Origin of the sequence: Neisseria sp. P0019.S003, from assembly GCF_051957115.1 — a bacterium.
GTDB classification, from domain to species: domain Bacteria; phylum Pseudomonadota; class Gammaproteobacteria; order Burkholderiales; family Neisseriaceae; genus Neisseria; species Neisseria flavescens_D.
Genome location: NZ_JBQCWT010000001.1, coordinates 82,129 through 102,063 on the forward strand (window position 1 = coordinate 82,129; position 19,935 = coordinate 102,063).

Genomic DNA, 19,935 nt, shown 5'->3' on the forward strand with positions numbered 1-19,935 from the left:
AATGTATCACTACGATTTCAGACGGCCTTTACTTTTTTAATAAATTAAATCATGCCACTACCTTGCGCTTTTGGCTTGGCTTGACCAAATTCCAATTTGCTCAGTGCAGACAGATAAGCCTTGGCAGTCGCCACCAACACGTCGGTATCTGCGCCTTGACCGTTGACCACACGATCGCCACGTTGCAAGCGGACAGAAGTTTCGCCTTGGCTTTCTGTACCTTGCGTCACCGCGTTGACAGAGTAAATCTGCAAGGTCGCTCCACTTTGTGCCACGCTTTCAATGGCTTTGAAGATGGCGTCAACAGGGCCGGAACCGGTAGCGGTAGCGTGTTTTTCCTCGCCGCGAATACTGATCACAATATTGGCACGAGGTTCTTCGCCGGTTTCGGTGCTGATTTTTTGAGAGATGAATTTGTAGCTTTCAGCATTCAGGCTGCCCATTTCATCAGACACCAAAGCGTGCAAGTCTTCATCAAAGATTTCGCGTTTCTTATCCGCCAGCTCTTTGAAGCGTGCAAATGCCGCATTCAACGCCTCTTCGCTTTCCAACTCAATACCCAAATCTGCCAGCTTGGTTTTGAAAGCATTACGGCCGGAGAGTTTACCCAAAGTCAGGCGGTTGGTTGACCAGCCGACTGATTCGGCAGTCATGATTTCATAGGTTTCAGGGTGTTTCAACACGCCGTCCTGATGAATGCCTGATTCGTGTGCAAAGGCATTTGCACCAACTACTGCTTTATTTGGCTGAATCGGATAGCCGGTAATGGTGGACACAAGTTTGGATACCGGCACGATTTGCGTGGTATCGATGCCAGTTTCCAAGCCAAACAAATCATGACGCACTTTCAACGCCATCACGATTTCTTCAAGGCTGGCATTGCCCGCGCGTTCGCCCAAACCGTTGATGGTACATTCCACCTGGCGCACACCTGCCTGAACAGCAGCCAATGAGTTGGCAACCGCCATACCCAAGTCATTATGGCAGTGGGTCGACCAAACTACTTTGTCGCCATTGGGCACGCTTTTGATGATGTTGCTGATACGCTCGTACCACACGGAAGGGATGGAGTAGCCGACAGTATCGGGAATGTTGATAGTAGTCGCCCCCGCTTCGATAACCGCCGTAAAAATTTTGGCAAGGAAGTCCAAATCCGAACGCACTGCGTCTTCGGCAGAAAATTCCACATCATCAGTGTATTCTTTGGCAATTTTTACCGCTTTGACCGCCGCATCAATGACCTGCTGCGGCTTCATTTTCAGTTTGTGCTCCATGTGGATGGGGCTGGTGGCGATAAAAGTGTGAATACGTTTATTCGGCGCAGGGGAAACAGCTTCGCCTGCTTTGCGCACATCGTTTTCAACGGCACGCGCCAATGAGCAAACTGTAGATTTAGTAATGATTTTGGCAATCGCATTAACCGATTCAAAATCGCCCGGACTGGCGGCGGCAAAACCCGCCTCAATCACATCGACACCCATCTTTTCCAACTGGCGGGCAATACGGATTTTCTCCTCTTTAGTCATGGATGCACCGGGCGACTGCTCGCCGTCGCGCATGGTGGTATCGAAAATGATAACGCGGTTGGTTTGTGTCATTTCTGTTCTCTCCAGAGATTCGTTTTTTTGTAAAAAAGCATTCAAATCAAGCGGTCTGCCTTGCACTTCCGCCAAAGCGGTCAGTTTTTGCAACTGAGCCAAAGGCAGGGAACCGCGTGTACGCCATTTGTAGATAGCCGCAGTGGTCGCAGCATTTTCCGGGTCGTGCTGTTTCAGGGCTTCGGCCAGCGCGTTGACGCCGCCAAAATAGGCAACCAAACGGTCAATGTCTAATTGCATGATGTTCCTTGTCCAAATCTGATTAAGATTATTGTGTTCTGGTTTTGCATTATACTCATTTTAGACAAAACGACAATCTATTTTTATCAAAATATTGGTATAATTTTTAAAACCTAAAAAATTTTATACATTTTGTCTAATTTAGACTATTAACAGCCCCTCTCGAACCGAACACATCCTAAATATAGTAAACTAATTCCCTATTTCCCTGATTTGAAACACATTATGTTCCACACTATCCCTACCGACCGTTCCGACATCGAATGGCGCAACGAAAGCACACAAAAGCCGCCTAAGCAGGCGGTTTACATACAAGAAGCAGGTGCAGCAGAAATTTTAAAAAATGCCCACGCGCAAACTGCAACCGTTTGGACTGGCGATTTTCACAATGCCAAGCAAGTCTTATCTGCAATGAAAAAACGTATCCGCAGGCCATCTGAAAAAAAGAAAGGCGCACCTGCCGATATTCAGACGGCCTTTCATGCCCACCGTATGAAACAGGCGCAACAAAGCCGTTTGCTCAATATGCTTGCCGTTGAAATCCAACCAAATTTTCAACTGGATAATGCACGCGCACCCGACATCTACGCTACCCTTCGCGATGTTTACGACACACCAAACGACAAACCGTTTCTTTTGCCGCTGAATCAATTACTGGGCTTTATCGGTGCGCACGAGTGGCACAAAAAAGGCATAGACATTACGCAGCTAGACGGAAAAATCCATGTTCCTTTCGGCGTATTCTCTCCCCTGCGTGGCGAATATTTGGATTTAATCAGCCAAACACCACTCGCTCCCAATATTCAGACTGCCTTTGACATCGGCACCGGCTCAGGCGTGATTGCCGCTATTCTCGCCAAACGAGGTATACCCGACATTATTGCCACAGACACCAACCCCAAAGCAATTGCCTGCGCCACAGCAAACCTCGAACGCCTAGGTTTGAATAAAGCTGTCAGCATTCAATCGATTGATTTATTTCCCAAAAGTTGCGCCGACCTTATCGTCTGCAATCCGCCTTGGCTGCCGGCAAAACCGACCTCCGCTATTGAGACTGCCCTTTACGACCCCAATCATGCCATGCTGACTGCGTTCCTCAATGGCGTACGCAAGCACTTAAATCTAAACGGTGAAGCCTGGCTGATTATTTCAGATTTGGCAGAACACTTGCATTTGCGCGATAAAGACTTTCTAAACCAATGCTTTCAGACGGCCTCGCTCAATGTAGTCGATATTTTGAAAACCAAACCGCAACACAAAAAAGCAATAGATGAATCTGATCCTTTGGCATTTGCCAGAAACAAGGAAACTACTTATCTGTACCGTTTAAAAGCGATATAAAATCAAGGCTGTCTGAACATTCAGACAGCCTTTAAGCATTTCTATAAAAGAAAACGGCATATCTGTAAAGATATGCCGTTGATGGGAGCAGGGACTGCTATATTTGGCAGTGGTTTGTGTTTTAGTCCTCTTGCGCCGCTGTTTGCAGGTAGTTTGGCAAACCGACTTTGCCAATCAATTCCTGCTGAGTTTCGAGCCAGTCGATGTGTTCTTCGTTGATGTCTTTTTGTTTTTCCAACAAATCACGGCTGACGTAGTCTTGTTGCTCTTCTGCAAGAGCGATGGCTGCAACCAGAGCATCATGTTTTTCATACTCTTTTTTCAGATCGCAGGCAATGATTTCTTCGGTAGATTCACCGATCAACAGTTTACCCAATTCTTGCAGATTAGGCAGACCTTCCAAGAACAAAATACGCTCGATCAAATCGTCTGCGGATTTCATTTCGCGGATAGATTGTTTGAAGAAGTGTTCGCCCAATTCTTCAAAGCCCCAGTTTTTCAAAATGCGGGCATGCAGGAAGTATTGGTTGATGGTAATCAGCAACAAACCTAAGTTTTTGTTCAGCTCGCGAATAACTAAGCGATCGCCTTTCATATTCAGCTCCTTATATGTTATACGCTAGATTACAGTTGGCTTTGGTAGTAGTTGCCTTCGCCGACCAATTCGATCAGACGCAGTTGTTGTTCCAACCAGTGAGCGTGATCTTCTTCAGTGTCTTTCAGTTGGGCAATCATCAAATCGCGGGTAACATAGTCTTGAGCTTCTTCGCACAATTTGATGCCTTTTTTCAACGCATCGCGTACTTCGTATTCAGTATTCAAGTCTGCTTTCAGACAAGAGATTACGTCAGTACCGATGTTCAGTTCGGCACGGGTCATTTTAGGCGTACCACCCAACATCAGGATACGACGGATGAAGTCTTCGGCGTGAGTGGTTTCTTCTTCCATCTCGTGGTTCAAACGTTCGAACAGTTTGGTGTAACCCCATTCAGAGTACAGGCGAGAGTGGATAAAATATTGGTCGCGAGCAGCCAACTCACCAGACAATAATTCGTTCATGTAATCAATAACTGCTTGGTTGCCTTGCATAATTCTTTCTCTTTCTTTTAAAAGTTGATAATCACGAAATGAAGATTCGTGTGTTGTTATGGAATGAGGTAATTGTATGCACAAGTAGCACTTTTGACAAATTTTCTATTTAAAATACAAACAATTATCAAAAAATTTAACCCGCCTAAAAGGCCGTCTGAAAAATTAACCAACTGTTTTTAATAATAATTTTTTGACATTGGTATTAAGAATCCATTGCATTATTCAAAAACATTTACATTCGTTAACCATAAATAAAAGCAAATAATCCGGCAAAATCAATCAAATTTAATTATGAATTATTCTCAACTGCTTTTGCCTGGTTTTTTTGAATCATCCATTCCGTCATCACTTGCGAATCGTGCTATAATTGCCAGTTATCTTTTTTTTAAGCACCTAGCTGAAACACATAAATTATCATGAAACAAATTCGCAATATTGCCATCATCGCCCACGTCGACCATGGCAAAACCACATTAGTTGACCAATTACTGCGCCAGTCCGGTACATTCCGTTCCAACCAGCAAGTCGAAGAACGCGTCATGGACAGCAACGATCTTGAAAAAGAACGCGGCATTACCATTCTCGCTAAAAATACCGCCATCGAATACGAAGGCTACCACATCAACATCGTAGATACCCCGGGACACGCCGATTTTGGTGGCGAAGTGGAACGTGTATTGGGCATGGTTGACTGCGTCGTACTGTTGGTTGACGCACAAGAAGGCCCTATGCCGCAAACCCGTTTCGTGACCAAAAAAGCCTTGGCTTTGGGTCTGAAACCTATCGTTGTTATCAACAAAATCGACAAACCGTCTGCCCGTCCAAGCTGGGTTATCGACCAAACATTCGAATTGTTCGACAACCTGGGCGCAACAGACGAACAATTGGACTTCCCTATCGTTTATGCTTCCGGCCTCTCCGGCTTTGCCAAATTGGAAGAAACCGACGAGAGCAACGATATGCGTCCTCTGTTTGAGACCATCTTAAAACATACTCCTGCACCAAGCGGCAGCGCGGACGAAACGTTGCAACTGCAAATTTCCCAACTGGACTATGACAACTACACCGGCCGCCTCGGTATCGGCCGCATCCTGAACGGCCGTATCAAACCCGGCCAAGTCGTTGCCGTTATGAATCATGAAGAACAAGTCGCCCAAGGCCGCATCAACCAGCTGTTGGGCTTCCAAGGCTTGGAACGCGTACCTTTGGAAGAAGCTGAAGCCGGTGACATCGTGATTATTTCCGGTATCGAAGACATCGGTATCGGTGTAACCATTACTGATAAAGACAATCCTAAAGGCTTGCCTATGTTGAGCGTGGACGAACCGACCCTGACCATGGACTTTATGGTCAATACTTCTCCTTTGGCCGGTACTGAAGGCAAATTCGTGACTTCCCGCCAAATCCGCGACCGCCTGCAAAAAGAATTGCTGACCAACGTTGCCCTGCGTGTTGAAGATACTGCCGACGCTGATGTATTCCGCGTTTCCGGCCGTGGCGAATTGCACCTGACCATTTTGTTGGAAAACATGCGCCGCGAAGGCTTTGAATTGGCAGTCGGTAAGCCGCGCGTGGTATTCCGTGAAATCAACGGTCAAAAATGCGAGCCTTACGAAAACCTGACCGTGGACGTACCGGATGACAACCAAGGTGCCGTTATGGAAGAGCTTGGCCGTCGCCGTGGCGAATTGACTAATATGGAAAGCGACGGCAATGGCCGTACCCGTCTGGAGTACCACATTCCTGCACGCGGCCTGATCGGTTTCCAAGGTGAATTTATGACCTTGACCCGCGGTACCGGCTTGATGAGCCACGTTTTTGACGACTATGCTCCGGTTAAACCTGATATGCCCGGCCGTCACAACGGCGTACTGGTTTCTCAAGAGCAAGGTGAAGCCGTTGCTTACGCCCTTTGGAACTTGGAAGACCGCGGCCGTATGTTCGTTTCTCCAAACGACAAAGTCTACGAAGGTATGATTATCGGTATCCACAGCCGCGACAACGACTTGGTGGTAAACCCTCTGAAAGGTAAAAAACTGACCAACGTCCGTGCCAGCGGTACAGATGAAGCCGTGCGCCTGACTACGCCGATCAAATTGACTTTGGAAGGCGCAGTTGAGTTCATCGACGATGACGAACTGGTTGAAATTACGCCACAATCCATCCGCCTGCGTAAACGCTACCTGAGCGAATTGGAACGTCGCCGTCATTTCAAAAAACTGGACTAATCCCGTCTGATTGACGCATTTTAAAATTAAGGCCGTCTGAAAAGTGTTTTAGAAATCCTAGATTTCATTTTTACACTTTCAGACGGCCTTTTATCATCTGTTCAAATAAAATAAATCGGCATTTCTTCCGCTTGTACTGCTGCTTCATCAGCGCGATCACTTTTACGATATTGCCCCGGCGATATCCCATATTGCTTTTTAAATGCCTTGCCAAAATGCGTTTCCGATTGAAAACCAACCGAGAGCGCAACCGATAAAACCGAATCCGCCGTCTGTTTCAACAATAATGCCCCCTGCTGTAAGCGGATACTGTTTACAAAGGCATGCGGGCTGGTTCCCGTCTGCTGCTTAAATACTCGCATCAACTGGGCGCGAGATAAGTTGGCCATCGCGGTCATTTTCTCGATATTCCATTCCTCTTCCGGCTTATCCACTACTGCCTGAAGCAGATTCCGCAGGCGTTTATCCTGCCAACCATTCAGCAAACCGCTTAATTGCGCTTCCCCATTTTTCTCTAGGCTGGCTCGAAGCAGAAATACCAACAACACCGAAGCCAATGCGTTCACAACCGCTACCGAGCCGGACAAAGCCTGACCGCTCTCATACTGCAATAACGCCACCAAATACTGCAAAGAAGGATGGTTGATATTCAGCAAAACCGTGTCAGGCAGCCCCGCCATAATATCTGCCTGCGCTTCATATTCAAACCGCGCGCAGAAAAGATGCAAAGCCGCATCGCCTCCTGCATGACTCTGCTTGACTTTAAATGCGCCTTTTTCACTCGTCAGCACGCTGACACCGAAATTTTCACAACTGCTATCACTGCTCAAAGTATGCCCTACGCTGCGCGGAAAAAAAATGATATCCCCCGCACTCAGCAGCCTTGGCTCTTGCTCCCCATCAATTCGGATATAACCCGAACCGGCAGTGACGATATGAACCAAACCATGCGCACGCTTTGATTCATGCCGTACATACCACTCCCCCTGAAACAGACATTGAACATCCACGCTGCCTTTTACCTGCGCCAATTCGACCAGCCTATCCAAAATATCCATAGTGTTTTTTACCAATAAATGAGATGTTTTGACGATTTTATTCTTCCAATTATTGCAATAATACACACACCAAACACAAACGGATAGGATTTTTTATCTTATCCACTTACATTAAGAAAGGACATATCATGTTTAAAGACTGGCCTGAACATACCGCCTTGGTAAAAAAAGCATTCGGTGAACTGGGTAAAAACCATCCTAAAATGCTGCAAGCCTACGGCGCACTGGATCAAGCAGCTGCTGCCGAAGCACTGGATGCTAAAACACGCGAACTGATCGCCATTGCCGTTGCCATTACCACACGTTGCGAAAGCTGCATCAGCGTGCATGCCGCCGCCGCAGCCAAAGCAGGTGCAACCGAAAGCGAAATCGCCGGCGCATTGGCCACTGCTATCGCCCTGAACGCAGGTGCCGCTTATACATACGCTTTGCGTGCTTTGGAAGCAGTAGAAACCCAACGCTAACCGGTTTGTAAAATCAGGCCGTCTGAAAGCCGACTCCCCTTTCAGACGGCCTGATGAAATGCTAAACTGATAAAGTTATCATATTGTTTTCTGTCTAATAGGAGATTGAACCATGAAGAAACTGCTGACCGCCGTACTTTTTGCCGCCGCTGTGGCTACTCCTTTGGCCGCTTCCGCAGCCTCTATGCCAAAAGTTGAAAAAAGCGCGGCACAACCTGCAAAAGCAAAAGGCGTTTGGATTGATGTCCGCTCTGCCGAAGAATTTAAAGAAGGCCATTTGCAAGGTGCACTCAATATTCCGCACGATCAAATCGTTGACCGCATCAAATCCGTTAGCCCGGATAAAAATGCACCGGTCAACCTCTACTGCCGCAGCGGCCGACGTGCAGAAGCCGCGCTGACTGAGCTGAAAAAAGCCGGCTACACCAACGTAACCAACCATGGCGGTTACGAAGACTTGGTGAAAAAAGGTTTGAAATAAATCTAGTTGATTTTAAAAAGGCCGTCTGAAACTTTTCAGACGGCCTTTATTGCCATTACAGACAGCAACTTCCAAATCTCAAACGTTTACTGAGACCTGTTTCGTGAATTAATTGTTTGATAACCAAAATATTGGTGTTATCGGCCAACGCGCGAATGCTGTGTGCTTCCATCGGCTCAAGACGGATAACTTGCAAGCCTTCGGTTTGCAAAACTTCGTCCACCGTTTTGATTTCGGCTTTGCCGTTTAAAACCAAAAGCAAAATAATCGCATCCGCCTCATATGCCGGAATTTCATTATTCTTCTGCAGTGAAAGCTGAACAATCTCCTGATTGCCGTCTGAAGCAATCACGCCGCCCAATAAAGCTTTGGGGTCTAACTCATAATGTTTCATTATTATCCTTTCCGCCCAAACGTTGCCGATTCGTGGACAATCGCTCAAGCAAACCAGTACAATACGGCCCATCTTACCGATAGACACAATATTGTCACATGAACATATTAATCTCAAACGACGATGGTTATCTTGCGCCTGGTTTGGCTGTTTTGGCAAGAGTGTGTGCAGAATTTGCCAATGTCAGGGTGGTTGCGCCCGAACGCGATCGCAGCGGCGTCAGCAATTCCCTGACTTTAGACCGTCCTTTACAACTAAAACAGGCAGAAAACGGGTTTTACTATGTGAATGGTACGCCCACCGACTGCATTCATGTCGGCCAACACGCCCTTGCCGATTTTAAACCCGACTTAGTCTTATCCGGCATTAACAACGGAGCAAACATGGGTGATGATACGCTTTATTCCGGTACGGTTGCCGCCGCAACGGAAGCTTATCTGATGGGCATTCCCGCTATTGCCTTTTCGCTTGCCGACTCCAGCGGCCGTTATTGGGAAACCGCGGAAAAAGCCGCTTGGATACTGCTTTCCTACTTTCTCAAACGCCCTATTTCCAAACCCATCTTATGGAACATCAATATCCCTGCCGTCGCACCTGAGGATATCCAAGGCATAAAAATTACACGGCTTGGCCGTCGTCATCATGAACAAAGCATTGTTCCCATGTATAATCCACGTGGCGAACAAATTTATTGGATTGGGCCGGTCGGCGATGTTTCCGACAGCGAAGAAGGTACCGACTTTGGCGAATGCGCGTCCGGCTTCATCACGATTACCCCCCTGCAAGTCGATTTGACTGCCTACGGACAAATGGAGCAAACCGCTTCCTTTTGGTCAGAAATCCCTGCGACTTAACAGTCCCTAACAGCCGAACACTTGAGAAACAAGCATATTTTTATTATGATATGCCTCGATGAGAACAATTACCCGAATACGAAAGTCATTAACATGTTGAAAAAAAGTGTATCTTATGCCGGATCGGCAGCTTTGGTTTTATTACTTGCAGCCTGTGCCAGCCAACAACCGGCTCCTGTAGTCGTCGGCACACAAAGCGGTGGGGCAACAACAAGTTCTACCGCTGATAATCCTTACGGTGCAGCGCCTTACAATACCAACACCAGCCCAGCGGCAGATGCGCCATACACTCCGCCGGCAAATACACCTACTCCAACGTACAACAGCGGCAGCACCGGCACTTACACGCCTTCTTATGCGCCTGTTGATATTAATGCAGCGACACATACTGTTGTTCGTGGTGATACCGTTTACAACATCTCCAAACGCTACAACATTACCCAAGACAATCTGCGTGCATGGAATAACTTGGCCGACAACACCATCAGCATTGGTCAAACCCTGCGCGTAAAACCTGAAGGCTACGTTGCACCTGCAGCTTCTGCAAGCAAACCTTCTACGCCAACAACTACAACCACTGCTCCGGCCCCAAGCACTCCTGCCAATACACCAACCGTATCTACCGGCAGCAGCCGCAACGTCAGCGGCATCACATGGCAGCGTCCGACTACCGGTAACGTTATTGCCAACTTCGGCGGCAGCAACAAAGGTGTGGATATCGCCGGTACGCAAGGCCAGCCTGTTGTTGCAGCGGCAGACGGTAAAGTCGTTTACGCAGGCTCAGGCTTGCGCGGTTACGGCAACTTGGTCATCATCCAACACAACTCCTCATTCTTGAGCGCATACGGCCACAACCAACGCCTGCTGGTTAATGAAAACCAAACCGTGAAACGCGGTCAAACCATTGCGCACATGGGTAATACCGATGCATCTCGTACCCAGTTGCACTTTGAAATCCGTCAAAACGGCAAACCGGTCAATCCGGCAAATTATGTTGCCTTCTAAGCTGATTCAAGCAACCTAATTTCAATTCAATCCCTGCCTAAATGTCATTCAGGTAGGGATTGTTTGTACCGGTTTCCCATGAAATTTCATCTTCCCTTTCTTTATACCCTGCTATTAGGCGGTTGCGCCGCGTTTTTGCCATCACTGGACGAACGCACCCAAAGCAGTTATCTTGACATCCCTTCAACGCCGCGGCTGGATAGCGCATTAGGCATTCCTTCTACATCCTCCAAGACCGATATTTCCCATATCTATCTGCTGAACGATGCCCATGAAGCCTTTGTCGCCCGAGCAGCCTTAATTGAAGCTGCAGACCATACCCTCGATTTGCAGTACTATATCTGGCACAACGACATCTCCGGCAAGCTTCTGTTCAACCTGATTCATCGCGCGGCCGAACGCGGCGTCCGTGTGCGTTTGCTTCTGGACGACAACAACACCAACGGCATGGATGATCTCCTGCTTGCACTCGACAATCATCCCAATATTGAAGTCCGTCTATTTAATCCCTTTATTTTCAGAAAATGGCGTGCACTCGGCTATGTTACCGACTTCCCGCGACTTAACCGCCGAATGCACAACAAATCGTTTACCGCCGACAACCGTGCCACCATTTTGGGCGGACGCAATATCGGCGACGAATATTTTAAGGTTAACGACGATACCATCTTTGCCGACCTCGATATCCTCGCCACAGGCCGCGTCGTAACCGAAGTTTCCCAAGACTTCGACCGCTATTGGGCAAGCCATTCCGCTTATAACGCAACAAGCATCATCAAACGAGGAAACCTGCAAAAAGGATTGGCAGAGCTTGATTACACCGACCAAGATAAAAATCAAACGCTCATCCGCTACCGTCAAAGCATCGAACACTCCAACCTCTATCAAAAAATGCAGAGCAACCTTATGGAGTGGCAAAGTGTCAGCACACGCCTGATCAGCGATGACCCGGCTAAAGGCTTAGACCGCGACCGGCACAAACCGCCTATTTCCGAACGCCTGCAAGACGCCCTCAAGCAACCTGAAAAAAGCGTTTACCTTGTCTCCCCCTATTTTGTGCCCACAAAATCAGGTGTCAAAGCCATAGAAAAACTGATACACAACGGCGTGGACGTTACCGTCCTGACCAACTCCCTACAGGCGACCGACGTTGCCGCCGTCCATTCCGGCTACGTCAAATACCGCAAACCCTTGCTTAAAGCCGGAGTCAAACTTTACGAGCTCCAGCCCAACCATGCCGTGCCAACTACAAAAGACCGCGGCTTGACCGGTAGCTCCGCCACCAGCTTGCATGCCAAAACATTCATCGTGGACGAGAAACGCATTTTCATCGGCTCATTCAACCTCGACCCACGTTCCGCACGGCTCAATACCGAAATGGGTGTCGTCATCGAAAGTCCCGAAATCGCAGGCCAAATGCAGCGCACCCTCGTCACGACCACCCCAAACTACGCCTATCAGGTAACGCTTGGTAATTACAATAAACTATACTGGTATGACCCAAGTGAAAAACGAACTTACGCACAAGAACCAGAAGCCAAATTCTGGAAACGGGTTACTTCAAAAATCCTGTCCATTCTGCCCATAGAAGGATTATTATAGAGGCCGTCTGAAAACGGAAATCATGCGGCCGAAGGAACTCACCATGTCTCGACTCATCTGCAAAACCCTATTTGTTTGTACCACCAGCCTATTGTTGGCCTCCTGCGGCACTACCGGCAAGCATAAATCCCACAAGCCGCAAACAACTGCCAGAAAAGTCCAACCTGTCCGCATTTCCCATATCGACCGCACACAAGGTTCGCAGGAATTAATGCTTCACAGCATGGGTCTGATCGGCACGCCCTACAAATGGGGCGGCAGTACCACAGCCACAGGCTTTGACTGCAGCGGCATGATCCAATTCGTCTATAAAAACGCCCTCAACGTCAACCTGCCACGCACCGCGCGCGATATGGCCGCAGCCAGCCGTAAAATTTCCGATGACAAATTAAAAGCCGGCGACCTGGTCTTTTTCAACACCGGCGGCGCACACAAATATTCCCATGTCGGCCTCTACATCGGCAACGGCGAATTCATCCACGCCCCCAGCAGCGGCAAAACCATCAAAACCGAAAAACTTTCCACCCCGTTTTACGCCAAAAACTATTTGGGCGCACATACCTTTTTTACTGAATAAATCAAGGCCGTCTGAAAGGTATCGCAACATCATCGATACCTTTCAACCTATTACTGATGAATGAAGCTTGGTTACAAGATAGGCCTGTGCAAAAATTTGTCCATAACAAAACACCATCAAGGAAATATCATGCACACAGAATCCGTTCTAAACCTCCTCAAAACCCTGCAAAACCAAATCTGCGCCGCGTTGGAGCAAGAAGATGGCGAAGCCGAATTTGTGCATGAAGCATGGACGGGGAAACTGGGCATAGGTGAAACCCGCGTATTAAAAAACGGCGCGGTATTCGAGCAGGCCGGTGTGAATTTTTCTCATGTGAAGGGAACAAAAATGCCGGCTTCTGCCACTGCCCATCGTCCGGAATTGGCAGGCGCAACGTTTGAAGCCATGGGCGTGTCGCTGGTCATTCATCCGAAAAATCCTTATGTCCCGACCAGCCATGCCAATGTGCGCTTTTTTATTGCCTACCCTGAAAATGCCGAGCCGGTTTGGTGGTTTGGCGGCGGCTTTGATTTGACGCCGTTTTATCCTTTTGAAGAAGATATCGTGCATTGGCACACAGTGGCTCGGGACGTATGCGCGCCATTTGGCGAATCGGTTTATCCTGAATTCAAACAATGGTGTGACGAATATTTCTATTTGAAACACCGTAACGAAACACGCGGCGTGGGCGGCCTGTTTTTTGACGATTTAAACCGCTGGGATTTCGATACCTGCTTGAATTTTATCAAGGCAGTCGGGGAAGGCTATATCGCCGCGTATCTGCCGATTGTGGCAAAACGCAAAAATACGCCTTATGGAGAACGTGAACGCGATTTCCAACTCTACCGTCGCGGACGCTATGTCGAGTTTAACTTGGTTTGGGACAGAGGCACGCTGTTCGGCCTGCAAAGCGGCGGCCGTACGGAAAGCATTTTGATGTCCATGCCGCCTTTGGTACGCTTCGAGTATCAATATGTGCCGGAAGAAGGTTCACCCGAAGCACGCCTCAATCAATTCCTCATACCGCGCAACTGGCTGGAAGAAGCCGGCAGATAGTTTTACCTATCAAAGGCCGTCTGAAAAGCGATTCTCACTGGTTGAGACTACCTTTTCAGACGGCCTTTGCTTCAATTGCTTTGAATTTGCATACCTTTGCCTATCATGCTGTTTCATCTCTATAGAGTTTTTGAGACAATGCGCCCATATAAAAATCACCTCACAAACCACACTAAAAAGGAATAATCGGTGAAACGCATTTTCTTATTTATCGCAACCAATATCGCAGTTCTGGTTGTCATCCGTGTTATTTTGGCCATCTTGGGCATCAACAGTACCGACCAAGTCGGCAGCCTGTTGGCTTATTCCGCAGTCGTTGGCTTCAGCGGCTCGATTGTCTCCCTGCTGATGTCAAAAACCATCGCCAAACATTCGGTTGGCGCCGTCGTCATCGACCAGCCCCAAAGCGAAGAAGAAGCTTGGCTGTTGGCAACTGTTGAAGCGCAAGCCCGCCAATGGAATCTGAAAACGCCGGAAGTCGCCATTTACGACTCTCCCGAGCCTAATGCCTTTGCAACCGGCGCAACCAAAAACAGCTCGCTCGTCGCCGTCAGCACCGGCCTGCTCGACCACATGACCCGCGATGAAGTCGAAGCCGTTTTGGCGCATGAAATGGCGCACGTCGGCAACGGCGATATGGTAACGCTGACGCTGATTCAAGGTATTGTGAATACTTTTGTCGTCTTCTTGGCGCGTATCGTTTCCAGCATGGTGGCGCGTAACAATGACGGCAGTACGTCGCAAGGTACATATTTCATGGTCAGCATGGTATTGCAGATTGTATTCGGCTTCCTCGCCAGCATCATCGTGATGTGGTTCAGCCGCCAACGCGAATACCGCGCCGATGCAGGCGCTGCAAAACTGGTGGGTGCGCCGAAAATGATTGCCGCCCTGCAACGCTTGAAAGGCAACCCCAGCGACCTGCCGCAAACCATGACTGCAATGGGCATTGCCAGCGAAGCCAAAGATTCTTGGTTCAGTACCCATCCTTCTTTGGACAACCGCATCAGCCGTTTGAAAAACCGCTAATCGAAAAACATCAAGGCCGTCTGAAACATCAATTTCAGACGGCCTTTTTTTATTTCTTCATCAAAGCCCGCTTGATGATAATCATCCAGTCTTTCTTATCCAACAGCGGGCGCTGGTTAAACACGTCATATTTGCAACTGTCCAGCTTTTGCAAAATCAACTGGCCGCCGACAATAATCATGCGCAGCTCAAAACCGATTCGCCCTTTGAGGGTTTTGCCCAACGGCGAGCCGGCCTTCAGCATTTGAAAGGCACGTTGGCACTCGTGCGCCATCAATCGTTGAAAAGCAAAGTCGGCTTTACCGGCCGCAATCTGTTCTTCGCTAACTTTGAACTTCTGCAAATCTTCCTGGGGGATGTACACGCGCCCTTTCTGCCAATCCACCGCCACGTCCTGCCAGAAATTAATCAGCTGCAAGGCAGTGCAAATACCATCGCTTTGCGCCATGCTCACTTCATCGGTTTGCCCGTATAAATGCAGCATAATGCGCCCCACCGGATTGGCGGACAAGCGGCAATAGGCAATCAATTCGCCAAAGTTTTCATAACGGGTTTTGCCCACATCCTGACTGAACGCCGCCAGCAAATCATAAAACGGCTGCAACGGTAATTGAAACGGCTCAATCGCTTCGTTGTACAAACGCTGCATTAAAGCCGTTTGCGGTTTCCCGCCTTGTGCAATGCAGTCTAACTCTGCCTTCAGTTCGTCCAGTTGGCGCAGACGTTCGGCTGCTTCGGCATTGCCTTCGTCGGCAATATCGTCCGCCGTCCGTGCAAAAGCGTAAACGGCGTGAACCGGCTTGCGCAAACGACGCGGCAGCACAATGGAGCCGACAGGGAAGTTTTCATAATGATTGACTGACATGGGAAATCCGAAAATTTAAAATAAAGTGTTTTTGCTGACAGGCCGTCTGAAATTCAGACGGCCTTACGTTTGGCCGCAAAGAAATCCTGCAATACGCTTTGGCATTCTTCTGCCAATATGCCGCCCAAAATTGCGGTATGCTTGTTCAGACGTTTGTCGGCAAACAAATCGACCACGCTGCCTGCCGCACCGGTTTTAGCTTCGGCCGCACCATAAATCACGCGCCCGACCCGTGCCTGCATCAAGGCAGAGGCGCACATGGAGCAAGGCTCTAAGGTGATGTACACGTCGCAATCTTCCAAGCGATAGTTTTGCAAGGCTTTTCCGGCGGCGGCAAGCGCGTTGATTTCGGCATGATGGCTGACATTGTGGTCGCCAATGCAGGTATTGTGTGCCGCAGCCATTGCCTTGCCTTGATATACGATGACCGCGCCAACGGGGACTTCGCCCAATGCCGCCGATTGTTTGGCCTGTTCTATCGCCAGCCGCATAAAGGCTTCCATATCGCTTTGCGAAGGGAAAACGGCAACAGGCGGATGGTTTTTTAATGCCTCGCCCAGCTCCGTCTTTCTCTCCTCGGAAATATGCCGGACATCCACTCCTGAAACCAACGCAGCCAGTTGCCATAAGGTGCTTTTGGTTACGGTCAAACCCGACGCTTTCAGCAATAGAAATGCGCGGACTGCGCCGATTTCCTGTAGATCTTCCAGTGTACAAATACCCAATTCTTTTAGCGCGGCCAATGTCTTAGGCGCAAGTGGTGGCGTGGTCAGCATGGATTATTCCTGAAAATGCTGACGCGCCAAGGCTAAGGCCGTCTGAACATAATCGCTGTCTGCGTAAGGATCTAACGTGTGCGCCAAAGGAATTTTCCGTAACCAGGTCAACTGGCGTTTGGCAAGCTGGCGCGTGGCGACAATGCCTTTTTCGACAAAGGTGTCATAATCGGTTTCGCCTTCGAGATAATCCCAAGCCTGACGGTAGCCCACGCAGCGCATAGACGGCATATCGGCATGCAGCTGCGGATAATCGCGGCGTAAAGCGTGCATTTCATCGAGGAAACCGTGTTCCAGCATATTTAAAAAGCGTTTTTCGATTTGCTGGTGTAACAAATGACGGTCTTCAGGAATCAGGGCAACCGTGCATAAATCTAATAAAGGCGCGGCCTGCTTCTGCTCTGTAAAATGTTCGCTCAAAGGCTTGCCGGTCAAAAGATAGACTTCCAAAGCGCGTTCAATACGCTGGCTGTCATTGGCTTTCAGACGGCCTGCCGTAATCGGGTCAATTTCCTGCAAACGGCAATACAGGCCTGCCAAACCGTGTTCGTTTTTTTCTGCCTGAAGTTGTGCGCGCACTGCCGCATCCGCGCTAGGTAAGTCGTTCAAACCTTCCGTCAACGCGTGGAAATACATCATCGTGCCGCCGACAATCAGCGGATAGCGACCGCGCGCATGTATTTCGTTCACCAAGCGCACGCAGTCGCCGACAAAATCTGCCGCACTGTAACTTTCCAGCGGCGAAATAATATCAATCAAATGATGCGGTACGGCGGCAAGCTCTTCGGCAGTCGGCTTGGCCGTACCGATGTCCATGCCGCGATACACCAGTGCGGAATCCAAACTGATGATTTCCACCGGCAGCGATTGGGCAATATTTAAGGCCAGTGCGGTTTTACCGCCGGCGGTCGGGCCGAGTACGGCGAAGGCTTTGGGCGCGTTCATAAGAAAACGGAAAAATTAAAAATGCGATTATAGCAAACCCGGGCAAACCATATTTCAGGCCGTCTGAAACATTTGCCCTACATTATCAAAAGCGTTACACTTGCTGCGCCGTTTCAGACGGCCTTTTATATTGATTTCAAACCTGCTGCTGCCGTCATTGCGCCGGCAGTCAAGCCGTCAGCGACACTGCGTCGCTGTAAACACGAAAGAACACACTATGACCGTATCTCCCGTAGCCTTGCGCCGTCAAACCGAGCGCAAGCCGCATCCGACTGCGCGTTATTGGAAAAAATGCGATGTTGAGGCCTTGTTCGGACTGCCTTTCCTCGACCTCGTTTTCCAAGCCGCCGAAATCCACCGCCAAAACTTCAACCCGCGCGAAATCCAACTCTCCACCCTGCTCTCCATCAAAACCGGCGGCTGCCCCGAAGACTGCGCCTACTGCCCGCAATCGGCACACCACAACACCAATCTGGGCAAAGAGCAAATGATGAATGTGGACGAAATCGTCGAAAAAGCCAAAATTGCCCAATCGCGTGGCGCCAGCCGTTTCTGCATGGGCGCGGCATGGCGCGGCCCCAAACCCAAAGACGTGGCTGTCGTTTCCGAAATCATCAGCGCGGTGAAAGGCTTGGGCATGGAAGTGTGCGGCACCTTCGGCATGCTCGAAGACGGCATGGCTGAAGACTTCAAAAAAGCCGGTTTGGACTACTACAACCACAACCTCGATACCGACCCCGAACGCTACAACGACATCATCCACACCCGTCAACACGAAGACCGCATGGATACTTTGGGCAAAGTCCGCAATGCCGGTTTGAAAGTCTGCTGCGGAGGTATTGTCGGCATGAACGAAACTCGCGCCGAACGCGCAGGCCTGATTGCCAGCCTTGCCAACCTAGACCCTCAGCCCGAAAGCGTGCCGATTAACCAGTTGGTTAAAGTGGAAGGCACGCCGCTGGCCGATGCCGAAGATTTGGACTGGACGGAATTTGTCCGCACCATCGCCGTCGCGCGCATTACCATGCCGCACAGCTACGTCCGCCTGTCCGCTGGCCGCAGCAATATGCCGGAATCCATGCAGGCCATGTGTTTCATGGCTGGCGCAAACTCGATTTTCTACGGTGACAAGCTGCTGACTACGGGCAATCCGGACGAAGACGGCGACCGCCTGCTGATGGAAAAATTGAATTTGTATCCGCTGCGCTTTGAATTGGAAGAAGAATACAAAGCCGCGCAGGAAACGCCTAAAATCAAAGTCGACTATTAACCATCATCATAAAAGGCCGTCTGAAACTTTTTCAGACGGCCTTTTATCGTTATTCAACATTAAAACTTTCAATCTTCCTTATCCATTTTTCCTTTTCCGCCTCGCTCAAAAACGAAGCGCGGAACGAATTGGCGCACAAGATTTTGATTTCTTCCGCACTCAAATCCAAAGCCTCGGCAAGCGCTTCAAAATTGCGGTTCATATAGCCTCCGAAATACGCCGGATCATCGGAATTGACGGTTACCAAGACGCCGCGTTGCAACATACGGCGCAAATTGTGTTTCGCCATTTCAGGGAACACTTTTAATTTCAAATTGCTCAACGGGCAAACGGTCAACGGCATTTGTTCTTTAATCAAACGCGCCATCAATGCCTCATCTTCTTCCGCCCGTACGCCATGATCGATACGGCGGATATGCAGTAAGTCCAAAGCCTCATAAACATATTCCGGCGGGCCTTCTTCTCCGGCATGCGCCACTGTCAACAAACCCTCCGCCCGCGCCTGGGCAAATACGCGTTCAAACTTAGACGGCGGATGCCCCTGCTCGCTCGAATCCAAGCCTACGCCGATGATGTGTTCTTTATAAGGCAAAGCCTGATTTAAGGTTTCAAATGCGCTTTCTTCCGATAAATGGCGTAGGAAACACATAATCAAACGCGTACTTATGCCCCATTGCTGCCCGGCTTCACGGCAGGCGCGGACAATGCCGTTAATCACGGTTTCAAACGCCACGCCACGCGCAGTATGGGTTTGCGGATCGAAAAATATTTCCGTATGCACGACATTGTCTTCTCGGCAACGCTCAAGATACGCGCGGGTCAAATCGTAAAAATCCTCCTCGTGCAACAATACGCCGGCACCGGCATAATAAATATCCAAAAACGACTGCAAATTGTGAAAATCATAAGCCTGCCGTACCGCATCGACATTTTCATAAGGAATCGCTATACGGTTGCGCTTGGCGATTTCAAACATCAACTCCGGCTCGAATGTCCCTTCGATATGGACGTGCAACTCGGCTTTGGGCAGGGCTTGGATAATTTGTTTGATATTCATATTTTCTCTGATTTTCGGTTT

General features: G+C 49.0%; 20 protein-coding genes. 11 read left to right on the forward strand and 9 right to left on the reverse strand.

Annotated features, from left to right (window positions below):
• Nucleotides 1-44 precede the first annotated feature (44 nt).
• Nucleotides 45-1,838, reverse strand: coding sequence for a 2-isopropylmalate synthase (locus ACTHTS_RS00370; protein ID WP_440368804.1), 1,794 nt, complete (start codon nucleotides 1,836-1,838; stop codon nucleotides 45-47).
• 225 nt (nucleotides 1,839-2,063) lie between these two features.
• Between ACTHTS_RS00370 and ACTHTS_RS00375 the strand changes: the two genes are divergently transcribed.
• Entirely contained in the window at nucleotides 2,064-3,179 is a 1,116-nt protein-coding gene (locus ACTHTS_RS00375) for a methyltransferase (RefSeq protein ID WP_440368807.1), read from the forward strand.
• Nucleotides 3,180-3,300: 121 nt separating this feature from the next.
• Here the strand turns inward: ACTHTS_RS00375 and bfr (ACTHTS_RS00380) are convergent, their stop codons facing one another.
• Together bfr (ACTHTS_RS00380) and bfr (ACTHTS_RS00385) are read right to left on the reverse strand one after the other, a co-directional pair.
• The gene (gene bfr / locus ACTHTS_RS00380) at nucleotides 3,301-3,774 is read right to left on the reverse strand and encodes a bacterioferritin (RefSeq protein WP_003680736.1); all 474 of its coding nucleotides are present in this window, start codon (nucleotides 3,772-3,774) and stop codon (nucleotides 3,301-3,303) included.
• Nucleotides 3,775-3,803: 29 nt separating this feature from the next.
• The gene (bfr, locus tag ACTHTS_RS00385) at nucleotides 3,804-4,268 is read right to left on the reverse strand and encodes a bacterioferritin (RefSeq protein ID WP_004520304.1); all 465 of its coding nucleotides are present in this window, start codon (nucleotides 4,266-4,268) and stop codon (nucleotides 3,804-3,806) included.
• Between the two features lie 419 nt (nucleotides 4,269-4,687).
• Between bfr (ACTHTS_RS00385) and typA the strand changes: the two genes are divergently transcribed.
• Nucleotides 4,688-6,499 (forward strand): translational GTPase TypA, encoded by a 1,812-nt coding sequence (gene typA / locus ACTHTS_RS00390; protein ID WP_107696847.1) that lies wholly within the window; start codon nucleotides 4,688-4,690, stop codon nucleotides 6,497-6,499.
• 101 nt (nucleotides 6,500-6,600) lie between these two features.
• On the opposite strand, the gene ACTHTS_RS00395 is transcribed toward typA, so the two are convergent.
• Nucleotides 6,601-7,557 carry a cupin domain-containing protein gene (locus ACTHTS_RS00395; RefSeq protein ID WP_440368809.1) on the reverse strand — a complete coding sequence of 319 codons (957 nt, stop codon included), beginning with the start codon at nucleotides 7,555-7,557 and terminating at the stop codon, nucleotides 6,601-6,603.
• A 128-nt stretch (nucleotides 7,558-7,685) separates the two neighbouring features.
• Between ACTHTS_RS00395 and ACTHTS_RS00400 the strand changes: the two genes are divergently transcribed.
• Together ACTHTS_RS00400 and ACTHTS_RS00405 are read left to right on the forward strand one after the other, a co-directional pair.
• Nucleotides 7,686-8,021: a carboxymuconolactone decarboxylase family protein gene (locus tag ACTHTS_RS00400; protein WP_003686488.1), complete on the forward strand. Its 336-nt coding sequence runs from the start codon at nucleotides 7,686-7,688 to the stop codon at nucleotides 8,019-8,021.
• Nucleotides 8,022-8,133: 112 nt separating this feature from the next.
• Entirely contained in the window at nucleotides 8,134-8,502 is a 369-nt protein-coding gene (locus tag ACTHTS_RS00405; protein WP_070838085.1) for a rhodanese-like domain-containing protein, read from the forward strand.
• Between the two features lie 55 nt (nucleotides 8,503-8,557).
• Here ACTHTS_RS00405 and ACTHTS_RS00410 read toward each other — a convergent pair whose 3' ends face one another.
• A complete protein-coding gene (locus tag ACTHTS_RS00410; protein ID WP_004520298.1) occupies nucleotides 8,558-8,896 on the reverse strand; it encodes a hypothetical protein in 339 nt (112 codons plus the stop codon).
• Between the two features lie 98 nt (nucleotides 8,897-8,994).
• On the opposite strand from ACTHTS_RS00410, the gene surE reads away from it, so the two are divergent.
• The 6 genes from surE to htpX all read left to right on the forward strand — a co-directional run bounded on the left by surE (nucleotide 8,995) and on the right by htpX (nucleotide 15,001).
• Nucleotides 8,995-9,750: a 5'/3'-nucleotidase SurE gene (surE, locus tag ACTHTS_RS00415; protein ID WP_440368812.1), complete on the forward strand. Its 756-nt coding sequence runs from the start codon at nucleotides 8,995-8,997 to the stop codon at nucleotides 9,748-9,750.
• 93 nt (nucleotides 9,751-9,843) lie between these two features.
• Nucleotides 9,844-10,755, forward strand: coding sequence for a peptidoglycan DD-metalloendopeptidase family protein (locus tag ACTHTS_RS00420; protein ID WP_440368814.1), 912 nt, complete (start codon nucleotides 9,844-9,846; stop codon nucleotides 10,753-10,755).
• A gap of 78 nt (nucleotides 10,756-10,833) precedes the next feature.
• A complete protein-coding gene (locus ACTHTS_RS00425; RefSeq protein WP_440368816.1) occupies nucleotides 10,834-12,357 on the forward strand; it encodes a phospholipase D family protein in 1,524 nt (507 codons plus the stop codon).
• A gap of 43 nt (nucleotides 12,358-12,400) precedes the next feature.
• The gene (locus ACTHTS_RS00430; protein ID WP_440368818.1) at nucleotides 12,401-12,934 is read left to right on the forward strand and encodes a C40 family peptidase; all 534 of its coding nucleotides are present in this window, start codon (nucleotides 12,401-12,403) and stop codon (nucleotides 12,932-12,934) included.
• A gap of 129 nt (nucleotides 12,935-13,063) precedes the next feature.
• Complete coding sequence (gene hemF, locus ACTHTS_RS00435) at nucleotides 13,064-13,972, forward strand: oxygen-dependent coproporphyrinogen oxidase (protein WP_440368820.1); 909 nt, start codon at nucleotides 13,064-13,066, stop codon at nucleotides 13,970-13,972.
• Between the two features lie 189 nt (nucleotides 13,973-14,161).
• Nucleotides 14,162-15,001 carry a protease HtpX gene (gene htpX / locus ACTHTS_RS00440; RefSeq protein ID WP_063075823.1) on the forward strand — a complete coding sequence of 280 codons (840 nt, stop codon included), beginning with the start codon at nucleotides 14,162-14,164 and terminating at the stop codon, nucleotides 14,999-15,001.
• A gap of 49 nt (nucleotides 15,002-15,050) precedes the next feature.
• On the opposite strand, the gene hpnC is transcribed toward htpX, so the two are convergent.
• The 3 genes from hpnC to miaA are packed head-to-tail and all read right to left on the reverse strand — an operon-like array spanning nucleotide 15,051 to nucleotide 17,587.
• Complete coding sequence (hpnC, locus tag ACTHTS_RS00445) at nucleotides 15,051-15,866, reverse strand: squalene synthase HpnC (RefSeq protein WP_440368823.1); 816 nt, start codon at nucleotides 15,864-15,866, stop codon at nucleotides 15,051-15,053.
• A 53-nt stretch (nucleotides 15,867-15,919) separates the two neighbouring features.
• Nucleotides 15,920-16,642 carry a tRNA adenosine(34) deaminase TadA gene (gene tadA / locus ACTHTS_RS00450; RefSeq protein ID WP_440368825.1) on the reverse strand — a complete coding sequence of 241 codons (723 nt, stop codon included), beginning with the start codon at nucleotides 16,640-16,642 and terminating at the stop codon, nucleotides 15,920-15,922.
• A gap of 3 nt (nucleotides 16,643-16,645) precedes the next feature.
• Nucleotides 16,646-17,587: a tRNA (adenosine(37)-N6)-dimethylallyltransferase MiaA gene (gene miaA, locus ACTHTS_RS00455; RefSeq protein WP_440368827.1), complete on the reverse strand. Its 942-nt coding sequence runs from the start codon at nucleotides 17,585-17,587 to the stop codon at nucleotides 16,646-16,648.
• 217 nt (nucleotides 17,588-17,804) lie between these two features.
• Here miaA and bioB point away from each other — a divergent pair, with 217 nt between their 5' ends.
• The gene (bioB, locus tag ACTHTS_RS00460; protein WP_440368829.1) at nucleotides 17,805-18,857 is read left to right on the forward strand and encodes a biotin synthase BioB; all 1,053 of its coding nucleotides are present in this window, start codon (nucleotides 17,805-17,807) and stop codon (nucleotides 18,855-18,857) included.
• A 49-nt stretch (nucleotides 18,858-18,906) separates the two neighbouring features.
• On the opposite strand, the gene ACTHTS_RS00465 is transcribed toward bioB, so the two are convergent.
• Complete coding sequence (locus ACTHTS_RS00465) at nucleotides 18,907-19,914, reverse strand: adenosine deaminase (protein ID WP_440368831.1); 1,008 nt, start codon at nucleotides 19,912-19,914, stop codon at nucleotides 18,907-18,909.
• Nucleotides 19,915-19,935 lie beyond the last annotated feature (21 nt).